4 protein-coding genes and 1 tRNA gene are annotated in these 3,452 nt (G+C 67.2%); 3 read left to right on the top strand and 2 right to left on the bottom strand.

Annotated elements, in window-relative coordinates; all coding sequences use genetic code 11:
• Positions 1-74 precede the first annotated feature (74 nt).
• Positions 75-1,031, top strand: coding sequence for an amidohydrolase family protein (locus tag I6U14_RS13370; protein WP_296900019.1), 957 nt, complete (start codon positions 75-77; stop codon positions 1,029-1,031).
• A gap of 102 nt (positions 1,032-1,133) precedes the next feature.
• Here I6U14_RS13370 and I6U14_RS13365 read toward each other — a convergent pair whose 3' ends face one another.
• Both I6U14_RS13365 and I6U14_RS13360 read right to left on the bottom strand, forming a co-directional pair.
• The gene (locus tag I6U14_RS13365; protein ID WP_296900018.1) at positions 1,134-1,550 is read right to left on the bottom strand and encodes a PIN domain-containing protein; all 417 of its coding nucleotides are present in this window, start codon (positions 1,548-1,550) and stop codon (positions 1,134-1,136) included.
• Positions 1,547-1,864, bottom strand: coding sequence for a ribbon-helix-helix protein, CopG family (locus tag I6U14_RS13360; RefSeq protein ID WP_296900017.1), 318 nt, complete (start codon positions 1,862-1,864; stop codon positions 1,547-1,549). The genes I6U14_RS13365 and I6U14_RS13360 overlap by 4 nt, the downstream gene beginning before the upstream one ends.
• Before the next feature lie 110 nt (positions 1,865-1,974).
• Here I6U14_RS13360 and I6U14_RS13355 point away from each other — a divergent pair.
• Together I6U14_RS13355 and thrS are read left to right on the top strand one after the other, a co-directional pair.
• Positions 1,975-2,051: transfer RNA gene (locus I6U14_RS13355), tRNA-Val, on the top strand.
• Positions 2,052-2,227: 176 nt separating this feature from the next.
• The coding region (gene thrS / locus I6U14_RS13350) for a threonine--tRNA ligase (protein WP_296900016.1) at positions 2,228-3,452 on the top strand (1,225 nt) is incomplete at its 3' end.

Below are 3,452 nucleotides of genomic sequence, written 5' to 3'. Positions count from 1 at the left end.
CTTGCCAGCCGCCCCGCGGGACGCACCCTGACGACCGTCCAACTACTGCATCTAGGTTGAATGACCCAAGCTCAATGTCCGATGCACCCTCCGACCACAGCCAGCCCAACCCGCCGGGCCGACGCCGTCGGCGTCTTGTTGATCTCGCCGCCGCTGCATTGCTAGCCGGCTGCGGCCACACGCTGGGCGCCGCGCCGGAGCCGCCGCTGTTCGACGCCCATCTGCACTACACCGGCGTCGATGCCGCCGCGCTGCCGCCGGAAGAGATCATCGCCATCTTCGATGCAAGCGGCATCACCCGCGCGGTGGTCTCCGGCATGCCCACCAGCGCCGTGGAGCGGCTGTACGCCGCGGCACCGGAGCGGATCATCCCGTTCCTGAATGTCTACAACGCGCCAGGCGCCAAGCGAAACTGGATGCACGACGAGCGCCTTCCGGCACGGGTCGCCGAGCTGTTGGATGCGGCGGGCGGCATCTATCGCGGTATCGGCGAGCTGCATATCTTCGCCGATGACGCACAGAGCCCGGTGCTGATGGCGCTGGCCGACATGGCCGCCGAGCGCGGGCTGATGCTGCAGATCCACGGCGATGCCGAAGTCCTGGATGCCGTGTTCGAGCGCCAGCCACGGCTCACCGTGCTCTGGGCGCACCTGGGCACAAACCCCCGGCCGGAGGTGATCGCGCCGGTGCTGGCGCGGCATCCCAACCTCTATGCGGACACCTCCGTGCGCGATGGGCGCTTCGTGGACGCACAGGGGCGACTGCGGGCCGAATGGCAGGCCTTCTTTACTGAGCACGCAGATCGCGTGCTGGTGGGTGTCGACACCTTCTGGACCCGGCGCTGGAAGCGCTTCGATCAGGTGGCCGCCGAAATCCGCGGCTGGCTCGGTCAGCTCCCGCCGGACGTTGCGGAACAGCTCGCCCGCGACAATGCCGAGCGGCTGTTCAACCGCTCGATGCAGCGTCCGGAGCCCGGATCCTCCGGCGGGCCGCCGGCTCTCGTAGATCAACCAAGCAAGCTTCAACCCTGAGGTTTGCAAAGGGCATGGGCGCATCGGACGGAGGCCGTGCCGATCAGCGATGCCTCGACGCAGTGCGCGCGGCGGAAGCGCGGGGTGACGCGCTCGCCGCACTCAATCCGGCAGCAACAGATTGCGGAAGGGCTCGCGCTGCTTCCAGCGGTAGGCCTGAAAGTCGCGCCGGTCCGTGCTCAGGATGCGGCCGTCGCCGAGCTGCTCGGCGAGCAGGACGGCGGAGGCGTCGGCGAGATCCATGGGCAGCGCGGCATAGCGGCGCATCAGCAGTGCGGCCTGCACGGTCGCGTCCGGCGGCGGGTCCCAAACCTGGAAGGCGCGTCCGGCGCGCTCCAGCAACGCGGGTGCGGCCTCGACGCTGACCCGCCTTGCGAGCAGGTGGCAGGTCTCGGTCAGGATCGGCCAGGTGGTGATGAGCTCGCCCTTGAAGCGGGCATAGGCCTCCGCGGCAAGCCGGTGGTGGCTGTCCCGCCGGAACAGCAGCGCGACCCAGAAGCCGGTGTCCGCGATGATCATCCGCCCGTGCGGCCGGCGCGCTCGTCGTCCCCGGTGTCCGGTGCCGCATCGTCGGCCCAGAGATAGCGCTTGTAGTCCGCGGACAGGTCCGTTGGGGAGTCGTCGCTGCCCTCGAACGCGCCCACCAGCACGTCCAGTGCGGCGGCGTCGCGCTCGGTCCGGTCGCGGACCTCTGCGTAGTAGTGCTCGATGGATTCCCGCACCACGTCGGACAGGCTCAGGCCGGTCGTGCGCTGGAGGTAGTCGAGCTTGTCGGCCGCGTTATCGTCAAGGCGGGCGTTGATGCGCATGGCGGGCTGCCGATGAAATGTCATACGCTGTATGCTAGCGTGACGTCGCCAAAGGCGCAACACTGCGCGGGGAGGCTGACTATGCTCATACCATTGCGTGGATGCGCCGGACCGGGTTATATTGTGCAGCTCACAGGCGCGTAGCTCAGTTGGTTAGAGCACCACCTTGACATGGTGGGGGTCGGTGGTTCGAGTCCACTCGCGCCTACCATACTCGGGCCGCCAGCCTCCTGGGGTTGGCGGCTTTTCCTTTTCTAAAGCGCCCCAGATGCGGCGTCGCGCTTGTCGCCCTGATCACGCTCTGATGGGCGGCCCGAGACGAAGGGGCGAGGCCGAATCACGCGATCCCTCGTATCGATCGCCACTGACGCAGTCGAGGCAGCCATCATGCCCCAGATCACCCTCCCCGACGGTTCCGTCCGCAGTTTTGATGCGCCGGTGACGGTGCAGGACATCGCCGCCGACATCGGCAGCGGCCTCGCCAAGGCGACCCTGGCCGGGCGCGTTGACGGCCGACTCGTCGATGCGAGCTATGTCGTGGACGACGATGCCGAGGTGGCCATCGTCACCAGCCGAGACGAGGAGGCGCTGGAGCTGCTGCGCCACGACGCCGCGCACGTGATGGCCCAGGCGGTGCAGGAGCTCTACCCGGGCACCCAGGTCACAATCGGCCCTGCCATCGAGAACGGCTTCTACTACGACTTTGCGCGCGATGAGCCCTTCACGCCGGAGGATCTGACAGCCATCGAGCAGCGCATGCACGAGATCGTCAAGCGCGACCTGCCCATCCAGCGCGAGGTCTGGGACCGCGAAGAGGCCAAGCGGGTCTTCGGCGAGCTCGGCGAGGCCTACAAGGTCCAGATCATCGACGAGATCATCCCCGAGGGCGAGGAGGTCTCGGTCTACCGCCAGGGCGAGTGGTTCGACGTCTGCCGCGGCCCGCACCTGCCGAGCACCGGCAAGCTGGGGCAGGGCTTCAAGCTCATGAAGCTCGCCGGCGCCTACTGGCGCGGCGACTCCAGCAACGAAATGCTCCAGCGCATCTACGGCACCGCCTGGCGCGACAAGAAGGAGCTGAAGGCTTACCTGCACCGTCTGGAGGAAGCCGAGAAGCGCGACCACCGCAAGCTCGGCAAACAGCTGGACCTGTTCCACTTCCAGGACGAAGCGCCCGGCATGGCCTTCTGGCACCACAAGGGCCGGATCATCTACCGCGAAGTCGAGCACTACATGCGCACCAAGCTCGACGAGTACGGCTACCAGGAGATCGAGACGCCGCAGGTGCTCGACCGCTCGTTGTGGGAACGCTCAGGGCATTGGGAGAAGTTCGCGGACGACATGTTCACGACGCACCTGGATGACCACGACTTCGCCATCAAGCCCATGAACTGCCCCGGGCACATCCAGGTGTTCAACCAGGGGCTCAAGAGCCACCACGACCTGCCGCTGCGCCTGGCGGAGTTCGGCGTCGTTCACCGCAACGAGCCCTCGGGCACGCTGCACGGGCTGATGCGCGCGCGCCGCTTCACGCAGGACGACGCGCATGACCTTAGCACCGAGGACCAGCTTACGGCGGCGGTTCAGACGCAGATAGACATGGTCTTCGAGACAA

It is taken from the genome of Thiohalocapsa sp., from assembly GCF_019695415.1.
Taxonomy (GTDB): Bacteria; Pseudomonadota; Gammaproteobacteria; order Chromatiales; family Chromatiaceae; genus Thiohalocapsa.
This window is presented reverse-complemented; position numbering and strand designations above follow the sequence as displayed.

Excerpts from the sequence above, each read along its gene's own strand:
- I6U14_RS13370 (WP_296900019.1), top strand. The coding sequence starts at position 75 with ATGTCCGATGCACCCTCCGACCACAGCCAGCCCAACCCGCCGGGCCGA.
- I6U14_RS13360 (WP_296900017.1), bottom strand. The coding sequence starts at position 1,864 with ATGACATTTCATCGGCAGCCCGCCATGCGCATCAACGCCCGCCTTGAC.
- I6U14_RS13365 (WP_296900018.1), bottom strand. The coding sequence starts at position 1,550 with ATGATCATCGCGGACACCGGCTTCTGGGTCGCGCTGCTGTTCCGGCGG.